At 34.1% G+C, this 13233-nt stretch carries 14 protein-coding genes; all 14 read right to left on the reverse strand.

Annotated features, from left to right (window positions below; all coding sequences use genetic code 11):
* Nucleotides 1–95 precede the first annotated feature (95 nt).
* The 14 genes from LAB100_RS08750 to LAB100_RS08815 all read right to left on the reverse strand — a co-directional run bounded on the left by LAB100_RS08750 (nt 96) and on the right by LAB100_RS08815 (nt 13173).
* Nucleotides 96–566, reverse strand: a complete 471-nt coding sequence (locus LAB100_RS08750) for a glutathione peroxidase (RefSeq protein ID WP_119327139.1) — start codon at nt 564–566, stop codon at nt 96–98.
* Between the two features lie 16 nt (nt 567–582).
* Entirely contained in the window at nt 583–1254 is a 672-nt protein-coding gene (locus tag LAB100_RS08755) for an ABC transporter ATP-binding protein (protein ID WP_119327140.1), read from the reverse strand.
* Nucleotides 1255–1256: 2 nt separating this feature from the next.
* Nucleotides 1257–2318, reverse strand: coding sequence for an ABC transporter permease (locus LAB100_RS08760; RefSeq protein WP_119327293.1), 1062 nt, complete (start codon nt 2316–2318; stop codon nt 1257–1259).
* Between the two features lie 292 nt (nt 2319–2610).
* Nucleotides 2611–2814: a type II toxin-antitoxin system HicA family toxin gene (locus tag LAB100_RS08765; protein WP_119327141.1), complete on the reverse strand. Its 204-nt coding sequence runs from the start codon at nt 2812–2814 to the stop codon at nt 2611–2613.
* A 149-nt stretch (nt 2815–2963) separates the two neighbouring features.
* Complete coding sequence (locus tag LAB100_RS08770) at nt 2964–4874, reverse strand: SLAP domain-containing protein (protein ID WP_119327142.1); 1911 nt, start codon at nt 4872–4874, stop codon at nt 2964–2966.
* Nucleotides 4875–5015: 141 nt separating this feature from the next.
* Nucleotides 5016–5510: a hypothetical protein gene (locus LAB100_RS08775; protein WP_119327143.1), complete on the reverse strand. Its 495-nt coding sequence runs from the start codon at nt 5508–5510 to the stop codon at nt 5016–5018.
* Between the two features lie 33 nt (nt 5511–5543).
* Nucleotides 5544–5795 carry a hypothetical protein gene (locus LAB100_RS08780; RefSeq protein WP_119327144.1) on the reverse strand — a complete coding sequence of 84 codons (252 nt, stop codon included), beginning with the start codon at nt 5793–5795 and terminating at the stop codon, nt 5544–5546.
* A 185-nt stretch (nt 5796–5980) separates the two neighbouring features.
* Complete coding sequence (locus LAB100_RS08785) at nt 5981–6373, reverse strand: type II toxin-antitoxin system HicB family antitoxin (protein WP_119327145.1); 393 nt, start codon at nt 6371–6373, stop codon at nt 5981–5983.
* 26 nt (nt 6374–6399) lie between these two features.
* Entirely contained in the window at nt 6400–6588 is a 189-nt protein-coding gene (locus LAB100_RS08790; protein WP_119327146.1) for a type II toxin-antitoxin system HicA family toxin, read from the reverse strand.
* Nucleotides 6589–6835: 247 nt separating this feature from the next.
* On the reverse strand, nt 6836–7525 hold the full coding sequence (locus LAB100_RS08795; RefSeq protein WP_119327147.1) for a 2,3-diphosphoglycerate-dependent phosphoglycerate mutase: 690 nt from the start codon (nt 7523–7525) through the stop codon (nt 6836–6838).
* A gap of 396 nt (nt 7526–7921) precedes the next feature.
* Entirely contained in the window at nt 7922–9364 is a 1443-nt protein-coding gene (locus LAB100_RS08800; protein ID WP_119327148.1) for a hypothetical protein, read from the reverse strand.
* Between the two features lie 70 nt (nt 9365–9434).
* Complete coding sequence (locus tag LAB100_RS08805) at nt 9435–10487, reverse strand: AI-2E family transporter (protein ID WP_119327149.1); 1053 nt, start codon at nt 10485–10487, stop codon at nt 9435–9437.
* Nucleotides 10488–10496: 9 nt separating this feature from the next.
* Nucleotides 10497–11294 (reverse strand): YdcF family protein, encoded by a 798-nt coding sequence (locus LAB100_RS08810; RefSeq protein ID WP_119327150.1) that lies wholly within the window; start codon nt 11292–11294, stop codon nt 10497–10499.
* A gap of 454 nt (nt 11295–11748) precedes the next feature.
* Nucleotides 11749–13173, reverse strand: a complete 1425-nt coding sequence (locus LAB100_RS08815; protein WP_119327152.1) for a hypothetical protein — start codon at nt 13171–13173, stop codon at nt 11749–11751.
* Nucleotides 13174–13233: the final 60 nt, after the last annotated feature.

Raw genomic sequence — 13233 nt, forward strand, 5'->3', positions numbered from 1 at the left:
CCGAGCTTGGAGACAATTGCGAATTTCAATTGGCTTCAAGTCGTGTCCACCACGTTCCAGTGGCTCACAGATTTTTTTACGGACGACGCTATCTATTATTTACCCAATGCTTTAACAATCTCTGGCTCAATCTTTTCTGGCTTTGTTATTGGTGCAAAGCGTTCAATCACCTGACCATCGCGCCCAACCAAAAATTTAGTAAAATTCCATTTGATTCGACCATGACCGACTGAATCTTTCAAATAAGTAAACAATGGATCTTCATTTTCTCCATTGACGCTAACACGTTTAGTCATTGGGAAAGTCACTCCATAATGCATCTGACAATAATCACTAGTTTCTTTATCATCATCTAATTCTTGATGGAATTGATTGGAAGGTAAACCTAAGACTTCAAAGCCTTGATCGTGATATTTCTTATAAAGTTCTTCAAGACCATTTAATTGTGGAGCAAATCCGCATTTACTGGCAGTATTAACAAACAAAACAACTTTGCCTTGGTAATCTTTGAAATCAATTGTAAAACCATTCATTTCTGTTTCTGAGAAATCATATATCGTTGCCATTCCAAATCAATCCTTTCTAATCTTGTTGTCTTAAATAACCATCACGCATTTCGTAAACATGATCGGTGGCAGATAACAAACGTGTATCGTGAGTTATCATGATAACAGCCTTTTGAGAATTGTGAGCAATTTGAGCCAATAATTCTACTACTTGTTCAGCACGCTTAGAATCCAAACTAGCTGTGGGTTCATCCGCCAAGATAATATCTGGATTATTATACAAAGCTCGTGCGATAGCAGCCCTTTGTCTTTCACCACCAGATAGATTATTAGGATATTTATCAGCTACATCTTTTAAATCCAATATATCTAATAATTCTTTAGGATTTATTTTTTTCCTACGTGAATGCGAAAATTTATTAACTAATTTAAATTGTTCATTCACTGTCAAAAAAGGAATCAAATTGGATGCTTGCAATACGAAACCGAACTTATTAAAACGCAAATCAGTTTTTTCACTATCAGACATCTTTGTAACATCTTGTCCATTGACAAGTATTTGCCCTTGAGTTGGCGATTGCAATAATCCCAAAATTGTTAAGAAAGTAGTTTTTCCGGAGCCAGAAGGTCCTGTTAAACCAATAAACTCTCCTCTATCCAAAACAAAATCGGTTGGATGTAAGGCTTCGAACAAGGTACGTCCAGAACCATATTGTCTATTCACATTATTCATTTCAACTAAATGCATAATCATTCCCCCTCAATTGCGGATAATGGGTCAATTTTTACTACTCGTCTAATGGATATTAATCCACCCATTAAAGCCATAACAACAATTGCCAAGGTCAATACGCCGTATGCTAACCAATTACTATAAAACGGTACCGTCTTGGGTAAGAATAGTTGCGTTGCTGCTATCAGAACTAGTGCCAAAACAGATCCTAAAATCGTTAGAATAAATATTTGATAAAATAGTGATTCTACAATTCTACCAGTCCTAATACCTTGCGCCCGCATAACACCATACAAACTTATCTTTTGAATCGTAATGATATACATGAAAATGCTTATGATCAAGAAAGTAATAATAATCATCGCCACAATCATAAAGCTAAAGACTAAGACTTGGGCATTGTATCCTGGAATATGATTTATTAAATCTTTAATAGATATTTGAGTTAAACCAGCCTTCTTGATTTTCTGATTATTTTTAACAACTAAACCACTAATATTTTCAACTTTATCCGACCCATATTTTAAAGTCCGAAAAACGTCCATATTAGTGAAAATAACCGGTACGGCGAAGAAACTATTATTCTTAGTAATTCCTACAACCTTAAAATAATTAGAGCTACCATTGATCTTCACCCGGGAATTCATCTTAAATGAATCATTCTCCAAGGAATTATCAATAACAACTTCTTTGTTATTTTTAGGTAAACGCCCTTCAATCAATTTAGGACTTATGAAACTATTCCAATCAACACCAAAAATATTAGTATTGATCTTCTTATCTGAATCTTTCAGCTGCGATACCACAGTCATCTGACCCAGCTCAGCAATATTTTTATCATCCGTATAGGATTGATATTTTTCTTTAGGAATCGTTGAAACCGTCAAACTCTTGTTAGAATAACTAGAAATTACCGCTGACTTTGCCTGCCATTGATCAACAGCCGTTCTGTTCTCTCGAGCCAAGCCGACAGCCAAGCTAGTTAAGAAAAAAACCAAATAACTAATTAAAAAAACCGTAAATACCACTAATAAATATCTTGTTTTATTATGCAGGATCTCTTTAATCGCTAAAAACATAATTCCACCTACACTTTCATCCAATTACCCCTATTCATAATATATTAATCAAGTGATAACTAAACTAAATTAATTTAATATATCTAAAATACCACCTTAAAGAGATTCCAACAATTTATTGAGCCTAAAAAATAATCTATCTTTTTGCTTAATTTAAATTATTTATATATAAATTTCCCTATTTAAAGGGGGACTTAATTATATATGTTGTTTTATTATGAATAAATAAAATAATAAGGCTGTATGATAAACCATCTGTTCAAATCAGAGAGCTTATTACATAACCTTATTTTTATATATCAGTAACTTTAATACCGGCTTGCTTCAAAATTTTACTTTCGATACCATGTTCAAGTTCCTTATCATGATGAATCGGAACCGGCAGCGTCACATTCGTAGTGGGATTATACATTTTCAAATGTGATCCATTTTGAGATTTTTTTACAAAACCATGTTGTCGTAATATCTTTACAATCTTTTGGGGTTTCATTGCCATATTTGTTACCCCCTCTCATATCTTCCATTGTACACAATAAAATAGTTTATGAGAAAGATTCGGCATACAAAAAACCTTAATTCATTACTTTCAATACATCAAGAATTTTTCCTGTATATTTTGGTTTTGAATTAGGGCTAATTTATTATTTATTTTACATCGGAAGCTAATACATATTCGTTAGTTGCGACACGATACATTTTTTGACCATTAACATTAGATATACGATCAACTTTTAAAGCAATATTATTGGCAAACTCACCAAGAACGTTGTTTTTTTCATCATAAAATTTTGTTCCTTGATTAACATTAATAACAGTTACATCAGATTGATAAAGATTTCCTTCGTCTGCTTTTACCCATTCATCAGTTGCGACACGATAGTATTTTTCACCGTTAATCACAGCAACCTGATCAACATACCAATCAGTTTCAGCAGCTAATCCACGATTCGTCACTAACTTATCATTACTGTGATAAAGTCTCTTATAAGAACCTTTGTAAACTCTCAAATAGTCGACGACTTTTTTATACTGGTAAGCATCATTGGCTTTGATCCATTTACCATCAGCAATCTGATAGTATGTTTGGCCATCTTTGGTCATCTTCTTGGTAACTTTGTAAGTCTTATTACTATCTACTGTTTCATTAAGTATGTTAGCACTGTTGTTGTAAACGTCGGCTTGTGTGTTGGTTGCAATATTTATTTCAGTATTAGAAACTACCGGATTATCACTATTATTGTGATTACTACCACTACTTTTCTTAGTATACGTTACTTTCTCATTAGTAGTAATTGTCCCATCTCTATTAACAGTCGCTGTGACAGTCTTTTTATTGGCTGTATAACCAGACACTGCCGGTACAGTAACGGTAACGTTGTCTCCAAATTCTCCGCTGGCACTTACTGTAGGTACTAGTTTTGAATCTAGATTTGAAGGAATTGTAACATCGTATGTGTATTTTTGAGGGTTAGTGTACTCATAGCTATAAGTAAAGTCGATTGTTCCACCACTATGATCATTAATAGGAGTATTCCACAAACGATTATCTAAATTAGAAAAATAATTTATAATTTCTTCCCTGTTTCTAAAAGAAGCATCAGAAATGTCGGTATTTGAAATATTAGCTTCATCTTTACTAGAAATACTGTATTTTTTAATTTTCAAATCTGCATTCTCTGGGAATACAGTACCTAGTTCACCATCTCCACTAATATCATCAGTTAGAGATCTTAGTGTATCATTGGGTTGAATTACATATTTAGATTCTACAGATTTATACTTTTTTCCAGTCGCATCAGTAACATTACGCATAACTGATACATTAATGGGTTTAAGCTTTCCAACATATACTGTTAGTTCATCTGTTGAACTATCTGCATTATAAAAGCCTTTTTTAAAGATATATGGAGATTCGGAATCTTGATATTTAGAATCAAAATCATCTACCAGATTAGAAAAGTCCATTAAACGTCCTTTTCCCTCTACTCCTTTAGAACCTATCGTAATTTCTTTAGTGTTATTTTCAGTATCACCAAGATTCTTTCCAGTGTCACTATCTACGTAGTGTATTACCTTAGGAGTGAAAGCACTCAGATAAACATATAATTTATCTTCCTTATCACTGTAATCTGACCATAATCTTGAGGTCGATGGATCATAAAAATAATCAAGCTTAATATCGGGAACAGAATATTTTAAACCTTCACTATTTTGATTTATAACAGCGGGTACCTCCATGGCACCAATATTTATACTTTTATTACCTATTGGATTATCATTTTCATCATAGTCTTGATACCAACCTCCATTAATTTTAACCATATATGGAAGTTCTTTAACGTTATTTCTAGAAAAATCATTCTTCAGCGTTACTATATTATCATCCAAAAGTTCATAGACTGGAAGTGGACCAGTTAACTCATCACCCCCATTAACTGTATCAACGAAGGTCTGTTTCTCATCATCAGCTTTAACATTCAATTGTTGAAAAGAAAATAAAGATACCATTCCAGCAAAAATTAAAACCAAATAAAATATTTTTTTGAATTTTTTCAACTTTGCTCCCCCTAAACATAAAATAAATACTCTTTAAATTAAATAATAACAATTATATTGAAATCTCTTTATTATTTATAATAACGCTTACTGCAAACAAAAAGAACAGTCAAAAATTGACTGTTCTTTTTCTAATCCATTTTACTTTTGATGTCTTTCACTTCTAGTTCTGGCATTATGAGTTAATTCTTCTGATTTCTTTTCCAAATCAACATTAAAGAATCCTACTGCACCAGCTATTAGGGCAACAGCATTTCCTAACAAATAAATCCAACCACCCATAGCGAAAGATAAAATTGCTCCAGTATCTTCACCTACGGAATCGGCGACCTGCCCTTTTAAAACAAAGACAAATATCAAAGTAATAGCAGGCAATAATATTTTGATAATTTTATCGTATTTTTTCAAAGCATCAACATAGTTAGTAATCAAAACAATTATTGGCAAAGCTATCAATAAAGTCCCCAACATATAATTACTGTTAAAAATTATCTTATATCCAGGATATGTATATGAAGTAGCATAGGCCCCACCATTATCCTTATAGAAAGCTCCCAAAAAGAGCGCTACTACCATAATCAATGAACCTATAACATCTAAATTATCGAATATTTTTTTCTTCGTTTGTGCATCCATTTCAATCATTCTCCCTAAGTAAAATTTCCCCAACTAACTTTCAATATGCTTCTTGATCCATCGCGGTGAAAACCCATATATATTGGAAAGCTCTCGAACATCTCTTTTATCAGGCCCATCATTCAAAAACTTTTCCAATTTCACACGGTCATATAACTTCATCGGCAGTTGTAATTGCGTACCACGAAATTGGTCATAGACCTTGAGCATATTGTCTTCACCAAGCAAGTCCCAAAGCGCCTTGTATGATGGATGCAACACATCATAATTCACGTGCTCGGTCATCTTTCTTACCTCCTCTCCTCCAATGTCTTGTTCATTACTAAATTAGCAAATAACGCCCGACACTGAAAGCAAGCGCCACAGTAAGAGTTTGATGTCGCTGGAAGTAAATTTTTATTGTTTGAAGTAATGAAAATGACAGATTTTAGAGTAAAAAAATAAGACCACACTTTTGATGTGATCTTGAATTATATTTCTAATTTGTTTTTCAGCGCTTCAGTCAAAATTGCCGAGAAATTTAACTTCTTCTTTTTTCCTAAAACCACTAAATACTCTGGAACAGTCACGTTCTTACGAACCGTTTTAGGATTGTTGCGACGATATTCTTCCATGTCGATATAAACGACTGTCTTAATATCATTCTCTTTTGTTGAAATATCTTCTAACTTAGTTGCTTCAGGATAATCAGTTTTATCTTCAAGCATGATTCCAATTGCATCTTGAGCCATTAATAACGCATCTTTTAAGTTTTCGCCCTGCGTCCAGGTTCCATTATCAACATCAGGAATTTCTACACTATAGCCCTCATCTTCTGGATGTAAAATTACTGGATATACTAAAATATTTTTCTTTTCGGTCATGACTTTAACCTCCATGTTGAGAATCATTACTTAAGACCAGCCTTTCTCAAAATCGCATGTTCAATTCCCTTCTTCATTTCCCTAGCATGAATAGGGATTGGAATTGTAACTTTAGTTACGGGATTGTACATTTTCAAATGAGAACCTTGTTGAGATTTTTCAATAAAACCATTTTGCTTTAAAAGTCTTACTAATTCTCTTGGTTTTATTGGCATATTCTTATCCTCTTACGTAAATTTATTATACACATTAATACTTACTTTTGATATGTATTTGATTTCTTATATGAATAAAATTACGAAAGAAATGGAACTATAATGTATTATCACAAAACTTTATTTTATGAATTATTATGATTTTTTCTCAGAACTAATTATTACTACTATATTTCTCTCACCACATGGTCAAAAAAAATAAGATCACGCAATATGCGTAATCTTATTAAATTAAACTAATCAAAAATTAGTTAAGCTTTTCCTTACTTACAACGTTCAACTTATCATCCAAGTCATAAACAACTGGTTCACCAGTAGCCATTTCAACATCCATGATATCTTCGTCAGAGATGTTTTCAATGTACTTAGTCAAAGCACGTAGTGAGTTACCATGAGCAGCGATGATAACGTTCTTGCCATCAAGCAACTTAGGAGCAATTTCGTCTTCCCAGAAAGGAATTACACGTTCCAAAGTAACTTTAAGGTTTTCACCACCGGGAACAATTCTTGGGTCCAAGTTTGCGTAACGACGATCGTTAGCAGCTGAACCTTCGTCAGTAGCCTTCAATAGTGGAGGTAATGTATCGTATGAACGTCTCCAGATATGAACTTGTTCATCACCATATTTTTCAGCTGTTTCAGCTTTGTTAAGACCTTGAAGTGCACCGTAGTGACGTTCGTTAAGTCTCCATGTCTTTGTTTCTGGAATCCATAATTGGTCACAGCCTTCAAGAGCATAGTGCAATGTCTTGATAGCACGTGTCAATACTGATGTATATGCTTGATCAAATAGAATACCTGATTCTTTAAGAAGTTTACCAGCATTTTGAGCTTGCTTTACGCCTTCTTCACTAAGGTCAACATCAACCCAACCAGTAAATTGGTTTGATAAATTCCATTCACTTTGTCCGTGACGAATGAAAACTAATTTTGCCATTAATATGATCCTCTTTTCATTTCTTTAACAATATGTATTTTACACGATTTTGACAATAAAAAAAAGAGAGTGGCCCGCAATTTACAGTAAAAGTCTGAAAACAAATTTCTCTTTGAGGGTTTAAATATGCCTTCTCCTCAATCTATCCGATTGAATTGTTACCTTAGACTGGTATACCTAATATCTTATTTAAACTTAGAATTGAAAAATAACACCTATTAAGAACACACAGCATACATATTTGTATTCCAGTTCCCAATAGGTGCTACTATTTTTTTATTTAAACTTTATCCAACTAAAGAAATTTCCTATACTGCAGCGTTAATCACTAATGTTAGAAACCAATCTCCAGTTGGGAACAAAATCTCTGTGGACAACGGCATCCCTCAATACACTCTATTGTTTATAGATAGGTGTATCGACATCTTTCAAAGTAGTAATATCCATCTTATTCTTAGAATTCTTATTCAAATAAGTATTAACTTGGTCTGATCCAGCCAGAACAGCGCTGACTTTATCTTTACCGTCAATCAAATCAGAAAGAACTTCAGCATTCTCACTTTGCTTCATAACAATTGGGATAACTTCAAAGCCATAATCTCTTAATTCCAATAACTTCTTGTAGTATTCAGAATTGATTGAAACAAAAATTGTTGCGTCTGATTGTTTCAAGGCTTGATTCTTTAACCACCAAATAATCAATTCTTCATCACTATCAAAGGTACTGATCAACACATTACCTTCACTAAATAGCTGTATATAAGGCTCGTCAGCTGTATAACTCTTAATCAATACAAGTGTTCCATCTTGACGATAGAAGTTCTCACGAACGACTTTATTGGCATTACGGTGATCATAAAATTGAGTAGCAGAGATGACACCATTAAGATCAAAGATATCACGACTTAATACCTTATTATCCTTATAGTGACGAATAATTTGTAATTGATGACTGGCACCACGAGAAACTTCCATAATTAGTTTATCGTCAGCGTCCAGAATTTTATCTACTTTATCATTAACGTGTTGAACGCGGTAATCAGCATCAAATGGAATTTCAGCTGGTGTAACTGATGTATTCAAGCTACGTTCTTGCAATTCATTATACATATTGATCAAATATGCATTACTATCAACAAAACCAGCATTTTGATAATTCATCCAAGTTTGATCGACTTGATCATTGTAAGTAACTGAGATGGCATTAGCCATCAAACCTTTATCAGACAAAATTGTAGTCAATTGTTGCCACATTTTACTTGTATCTTCATCTGGATTAACTTTCAAATCATCGGTGAAAATATAATAGTCACGGTTTTCGTCCATATAGATCTCATTGGCCATTTTGTCAGTACCAAACCATTCTTTCAGTGAAGCATTGATACTGTTGATATGGTCAGTTACTTGCTGACGATCTTCAACTTGGTCACTATTAGTATTACGCAAAACATGGTTGCAATAACTACGATCAGCTAACAATTGGCTACGTAATTGTGCTTTAAGATCAGCACTTTGATCCAAAGTATTTTGCAAATCTTGTTCAGTATATTGCCAAGCTTCGTTGTCCATTTGTGGAGCAGGACTTGGTTGTTGTTGGGGCTGGTTTTGACCAAAGAAATAATCATTATTATTGTTATTGTTAAAATCTTGATTATTATTGTTGTTGAAATTTTGATCATTTGGTGCAAATTGTGGTCCCATCCCCGCTGGGGCATCGTTATATTGATTTTGTGCTTGATCAAAATTATTTTGATCTGGTTGAGGATTTTGGTAAGAAGGATTATTTAGATCAGAATAATTATCATCGTTATCTTTCTTTTTTCTATCGAAGAATGACATAATTTAATCTCCCATCTACGTCAGTTGACTATTAGCTTCATTATATATGACAAGTATACCTTAAATTTAATTATAACGTTTTCTTTAACTTTATTCTGCGCTTTTTGCGTGTTCCACCGATTGAATGAACTCCTAAGATATCGAGGAAGAATACAAAGATTGGAATACCAATAACTAGTCCCCAAGTACCTAGTAATTCTTCAGAAACAATCAACACAACAAAGGTAAAGAAGATTGGTAAATGTGTCATGCTCGACATAAATTGTGGATTCAAGAAGTACGTTTCAATCATATGAATAACCACAATCATAATCACGATATAGATAACATAACGAACACCACCGACTGAATAAGCAATGAAACTCAATGGTATCAAGGAAATGATTACCCCTGCCACTGGAATCAAGGACAAGATGAAGACCATAACGGCCAAAGCTATCACACTTGGCATCTTCATAAATAACAAAGTAATTGTTGTCAAAGCTGTATTAACGACCGCAATCATCAATTGAGCTTCCAAAACAACTCCAAAAGTATTGACGAATTTTTTGCCATAGTAGAACAAATCTGAAAAGACCCAGCTATACTTACTATCCAAGAATTGACGGCCAAAGGCATTCATTTGTTCGACCTGACTGGTATAGAAGAAACTCAACAAGAAAGAAATCACAATATTGAAACCGACGGCCCCAACACTACTGATATAATTAACCACTTGAGTTATGGCACCCTTAATTTGATTGTCCAAATTGATCTGTTGTAAATAATTATAAATCACACCCAAATAAGGATTTGACCGGACCTCTTTACTCTCATAAAACTTCTGCAACGAATTAAACATTTTAACCGTTTGACTGATCAATTGCGGTACATAGTTTGCAATGAAAAAAATCAGCAAAGCAATAATTATCAAATATACCGGTGCAATCACCCAAATCGGCTTAACCCGAGGTAATTTTTTTTGTACAGCTCGCACTAACTGAACCGACAAAAAAGTAAACGTAAACGTCAATAAGAAAAGACTCATCATGCTACGGAATAAGTAAAAAAGAAATATTACTAATGCGAGCAAAACGAATCTTCTCAGACGCTTGTTTTCAACAAACTTATCATACAAAGTCATAAACTCTCCTTAAATACACATACTCAACGAAAATAAAATATCCATCCCTAAAATAGTTATCAAAGAATATCGGTGATACCAAATAATCGCCGTAAATTCTCGAAACATTGCTGGCCACTTCAACATTCTAACCGTCTTAGCAGCCGAAAATTGAACCTTCAGGCCTAATCTTTTTGCCTGCAACTTAGTTCGAGGAATATGATAATCGCTTGTTACTATGATAACTCTAGGACGACCACTTTTTTGCCAAATATCACGAATTTTTATTGCAGAAAATTCCAAATTTTGTATTGTATTGAGTGATTTGTCCTCAATATAAATCATTTCTTCAGGAATCCCTCGGTCCAACAAATATTTCTTCATCAAGTCAGCTTCAGCAGAAATCTTCACAGAACTCTTGCCACCACTGACAATGATCTTTGGCTTTTTTTCAAAATCACTATACAATTCAATTGTTTTATCCAGTCTCCCCGCCAGAATTGGAGGAACCCGATTGGTACTACATTTATTACCCAGAACTAATAAAAAATCAGTCCCTTGCATAGCTTTTAGGTTCTTTAAATCACGACTCATTTGCCACATATATAGCAACATTACGATCAAAAGTATCAAATTGATAGTCGCAAAACTGAATGTATAGGCTCGCACAAATTTATTAATTGTGAGTTTTGAAATGAGGTAGAACATGACGATTGTCGAACTTGATAGACCAATTGCCCAAATTGGGTGTCGACTATAAACAAATCTGATTTTGTAGATAACGATTGCTTCGATCAACGTAACTACAAGCATCAATAAAAAACTCATATTCTCCTCCAAAATTGATTCTTTTTAAAAGTTGACCCAGGATTCCGTCCTCCACAACAAAAACGATTGGGCTGGAACGTAGTGGGCACGAATTTGAACCAATTGAAATTCACAATTGTTTCAAATCTCGGCCTTCTACTAACCTCACTACGTGAGCTAAGTAGAATTTCACTACTGAGCCCATCGTTTTTGTTGTTCCGGACTAGCATATTACTTAATTTGCTTGGATATTTAAATACAGCAAGTTTAGCTAACAATAATAGAAAACAATCCCCAGTCGGGAGTGAAATCTCTGTGGACCCTCAGTGGTGAAATTATTCTTAGTGGGGTACCCACTTAGAATAAGATCAATCTTGAAGACACTTGGCAATGCCAAGGGGCTCCAAGTTGTGTCCACCACGTTCCAGTGGTCCACAGAGATTTCACGGACGACGGCATCCCTAAAACACAAAGCTCAATTTAAACTGAATTTCAATTTAGGCACGGTGAGTGAAACATTTTTTACCATTGTCCAGGTTACAGTGGTTGAATCCTTGTCCGGTTGTTTCAATAAGAATAGCTTATTATCCAACGATCCATAGATCAAAAGCTTGCCTTTGGTTGTCGTAACCGCCGGTCCATTTTGTGAATTAGTTGATGGTGACACTAAGAAGATATATTGCATCAAAGGCTGTTGACTGCCGTTAACACTGATACCTTGATAATCGCTAGGTTGAATATTGGTTCCATATAAATCACCAAAGTTAACTCCAATATCGCCAACCTTTTTATTATGATTATCTGAAATTGCTCCAACTAACTGCATTAAGTCAGCATTCGATGTTAATGGTGAGGCCTTATATTTATCATAATAATCTTTCGTTTGGCTTATCGCATCTTTTAAACTCGTCTGGGTTGTATCAGACTTAGTTAACAAGTTTGCTTTAGTATTATTTTGACCATCTTTGACCCTTACGGTGTAATCACTAGAGTAAAGATACAGCTGGTCACCATTAGCTTCCAGGCGAACTTTAGCATTGTCGATCTGATTGCCAGTAGCTTTTGAGTTAACTTTTAAATTAACTTCCTTTGGCAAAAGTCGATCTTGATTTTGACCGTGATTATAATAGTCAATTGTCAAAAGATTCTTAGGAGTTAAATAAATTTTGCCATAAAGACTTTGAACGTTACCGGTCTCAACTGACGTCAACATTACGACTTTACTATCAGTATCATCGCTCAACTTCTGTGCGGAATGTTCGGTCAATGTCATCTGATAAGTACCATTTTGATTGATCGTCAAATTACCATCTGTTCGGCGATAATTGATAATTGTTGAAAAATCATAATTACCCGCCATATTACTATCCGCCAATGGTTGTGTATTGCTATCAACGTCAACTACATGGTCGGCAATCTGATCATAGGCGATCGACTGCGATTTTTTCTTCTGCGACTTGCTAATATTAGATGCTTTATCTCGTTTGGTGATATAAGCAAATTTGTAAGTCTGACTACCAGATTGGACGTAATAGCCCTTCATATGCTTACCATAAACATTCTCATGATAATTCTTGATGATTCGCAATACCAAATCATTCTTAGCTGTTTTGAAAGTTATAGTCCTGCCGTCACGATTCAAAACATATTTTGGATTATCAAATTGATTGTTAAAACGATTAATGCCGACTTTTCCATCAATATTAGAAATATCTTTGATCTCGGCACGTTGATCTTTTAGAAATTTAATTGAAACTGTGTCGTTTTCTCCTTGATCTTGATATAAATACCAAGTCTTATTCGCACTAACGACCTTGGCTGTTTCCTTTTGCTTGCATCCAACTAAAAGTACGCAAAAAAGAAACAACATACTCAGAACAACATAGAATTTTTTTCCCATATCAAATTAAGCCTTTCTTTAACGACAATTATACAACTTACATACCCCTTATTAATGAAT

It is taken from the genome of Companilactobacillus musae, assembly GCF_003967595.1.
GTDB classification, from domain to species: Bacteria; Bacillota; Bacilli; order Lactobacillales; family Lactobacillaceae; genus Companilactobacillus; species Companilactobacillus musae.

Excerpts from the sequence above, each read along its gene's own strand:
- LAB100_RS08750 (WP_119327139.1), bottom strand. The coding sequence starts at position 566 with ATGGCAACGATATATGATTTCTCAGAAACAGAAATGAATGGTTTTACA.
- LAB100_RS08755 (WP_119327140.1), bottom strand. The coding sequence starts at position 1,254 with ATGCATTTAGTTGAAATGAATAATGTGAATAGACAATATGGTTCTGGA.
- LAB100_RS08760 (WP_119327293.1), bottom strand. The coding sequence starts at position 2,318 with ATGTTTTTAGCGATTAAAGAGATCCTGCATAATAAAACAAGATATTTA.
- LAB100_RS08765 (WP_119327141.1), bottom strand. The coding sequence starts at position 2,814 with ATGGCAATGAAACCCCAAAAGATTGTAAAGATATTACGACAACATGGT.
- LAB100_RS08775 (WP_119327143.1), bottom strand. The coding sequence starts at position 5,510 with ATGGATGCACAAACGAAGAAAAAAATATTCGATAATTTAGATGTTATA.
- LAB100_RS08780 (WP_119327144.1), bottom strand. The coding sequence starts at position 5,795 with ATGACCGAGCACGTGAATTATGATGTGTTGCATCCATCATACAAGGCG.
- LAB100_RS08785 (WP_119327145.1), bottom strand. The coding sequence starts at position 6,373 with ATGACCGAAAAGAAAAATATTTTAGTATATCCAGTAATTTTACATCCA.
- LAB100_RS08790 (WP_119327146.1), bottom strand. The coding sequence starts at position 6,588 with ATGCCAATAAAACCAAGAGAATTAGTAAGACTTTTAAAGCAAAATGGT.
- LAB100_RS08795 (WP_119327147.1), bottom strand. The coding sequence starts at position 7,525 with ATGGCAAAATTAGTTTTCATTCGTCACGGACAAAGTGAATGGAATTTA.
- LAB100_RS08800 (WP_119327148.1), bottom strand. The coding sequence starts at position 9,364 with ATGTCATTCTTCGATAGAAAAAAGAAAGATAACGATGATAATTATTCT.
- LAB100_RS08805 (WP_119327149.1), bottom strand. The coding sequence starts at position 10,487 with ATGACTTTGTATGATAAGTTTGTTGAAAACAAGCGTCTGAGAAGATTC.
- LAB100_RS08810 (WP_119327150.1), bottom strand. The coding sequence starts at position 11,294 with ATGAGTTTTTTATTGATGCTTGTAGTTACGTTGATCGAAGCAATCGTT.
- LAB100_RS08815 (WP_119327152.1), bottom strand. The coding sequence starts at position 13,173 with ATGGGAAAAAAATTCTATGTTGTTCTGAGTATGTTGTTTCTTTTTTGC.